Source organism: Streptomyces sp. NPDC048473, from assembly GCF_043200155.1.
GTDB lineage: Bacteria > Actinomycetota > Actinomycetes > Streptomycetales > Streptomycetaceae > Streptomyces.
On sequence record NZ_JBICXE010000162.1, the window covers coordinates 1 to 2,103 of the forward strand.

Annotated in this window: 2 protein-coding genes; one reads left to right on the forward strand and one right to left on the reverse strand. The window is 66.5% G+C overall.

Going from position 1 to position 2,103, the window contains the following annotated elements; genetic code table 11:
• The coding region (locus ACGFU7_RS47925) for a hypothetical protein (RefSeq protein ID WP_393705099.1) at positions 1 to 519 on the reverse strand (519 nt) is incomplete at its 3' end.
• 381 nt (positions 520 to 900) lie between these two features.
• Here ACGFU7_RS47925 and ACGFU7_RS47930 point away from each other — a divergent pair.
• Positions 901 to 1,890: a hypothetical protein gene (locus tag ACGFU7_RS47930; RefSeq protein ID WP_393705101.1), complete on the forward strand. Its 990-nt coding sequence runs from the start codon at positions 901 to 903 to the stop codon at positions 1,888 to 1,890.
• The last annotated feature ends 213 nt before the right edge of the window (positions 1,891 to 2,103 follow it).

Consider the following 2,103-nt stretch of genomic DNA (forward strand, 5'->3'; position numbering starts at 1 on the left):
CCACCCCTGGGCGCCGTCCACCAGCACATCACCGCCACCACACACCCCTCCCTCACCCCCGCCGCGCTCCACCGCCTCCACCATCAATACATCCAGTGGCACCAGACCGAAGACCACCCGCACCTCAACGACACGATCAGCGGATGGTCCCACGACGAAATCCTTACCGCCTACACCCCGTACTGGAACACATCCGGCAGAAATCCCCCCCACCCCCCAGCGGATCTCACCAGGCCCCTCAACGGACACGCCCTGCCCCTCGGGAAAATCATCACCCAAATCCGCAGAAGGAAAGACGGGAAAGACATCCACCACCTCATCGCCCGCCTCGAAGAACAAGGAGCTACCCTCAAATCCAAAAAAAACCGGTGGAAGGACGAAGATTTCCTGGCCGCCATTCTTCAGTACCAGAAAGAAACTGGATGGGACGGCGAAATTCTTTCTACGACAAAGAAAGTACCGTTCAAGAACGCAGTTCTTCCGATCGGCCAGATCATGTACGACATCCGGAGAGGTCATCGGCTGGGTAACATCCGGGAACAATTGAAGAGCGCAGGCATCAACCCGGATGAGGTGGAGCGGGGGGGTGGCAAGAGTGCGGCGGTGGGGGCCGGAGATTCTGGCCGGCCGGGGAAAAGGCGGCGTGCGGAGGCCGTCCCGGTGCGTGGGGAGGCCGATGCGGCGGTGCTACCGTCCGATCAGCCGCCGACTGCCAAACCCGGCCGGCCGGGGAAAAGGCGGCGGCGTGGGGAGGCCGACGTGGTGCGAACGCCCGCTCAGTCGCCGACTGATGACCCGCCGCCGGGTGAGGATCCGGACCCGGCCGGGGTACCGGACACGGTGGATACGGAAGGAACCACGGATACGGCCGGTGGTCTGGATCCGGGCAGTGACCAGGGTATGGCCGACGCTCCGGGTGTGGCCGGGATTCCGGGCTGGGACGGCGACTCCTGGGACCTCGGCGGGCTTCCGGGACTGGACCTGACGGGTGGTGGTCTGGACACCGGGGTGCCGGAGGGTCTGGACCTGACCGGTGGTGGTCTGGCCCCGGCCGGGATTCCGGGCTGGGACGGCGGCTCCTGGGACCTCGGCGGGCTTCCGGGACTGGATCCGGCCGGTGATGGTTTGGACCTGACCGGGGTGCCGAAGGATCTCTGGGACTGGATTCTGGCGTGGGACGGTTCCATGCCGGGGGCGGCCGGTACGCTCACCGGCCCGCAGGCCCAGACACTGCAGGAGCGCGGCCTCCGTGCGGTCGATGTCCCCCATGACGGTGACTGTTTCTTCCACGCGCTGCTGCGGTCCGGGGTCGATGGTGTCACCGCCGGGGATGTCCGCAGCGTTCTGGCCAGGGAACTCAGCGCTGACCTGGAACGGTCGCCGCAGGTGCTGTGGCCGCAGCTGGACGCCCAGGGGCAGAGTGGGACCGCCGCGGACCAGTTCCCCTCCCTCACCAACGGTATGACCCCCCAGGAAAACGACGTCTACCGGGCCCTGCTGGGCGAGGGCCCCGCCGACCGGAACGACATCCTGACCGGGGTCACCGCAAGCTGGTCCAACACGGACCGCAACAGGATCATCGCTTCCCTGGAAACACCCGGTGTCTACGACGACGCGTCCGGCGACATCGCCCCTCTGGCGGCCGCCTGGATCTACAACGCCCGCATCAACGTGATCACCCCCGAAGGCTTCCTGTACACCATCGGCCCCCACGACGCCCCCCGTGAGATCACCCTCATCCGACAGGACCGCAGTTCCGGCATCCCCCACGACCACTGGCTCGCCACCGAGAAGACATCCGCATCCCAGACATTCCCGACAGGATCCCGTGGTCCGGACCCAGTCGGCATGGACTCGGGTCGGCGGCGTGTGGGCTTGATCGCCGAGTAGCCGAGGGGATTCTCACCCCTCGGCCCTCACAGATCCGTACGTGACGATCTCTCGTCATACGGCTCTTGTCGCTCTGGTCACCAGACGCGGGGGGCATGGGTGGTCCAGGCCCAGTGGGTGAGGTTCCCCCGGCGTGCGGGGGGTGCTGATCAGCTGGTCAGGGCGGGTTGACGGGGTTTCAGGTTCGTTCGTTCGGCCGTTGCCTGGTCGGCG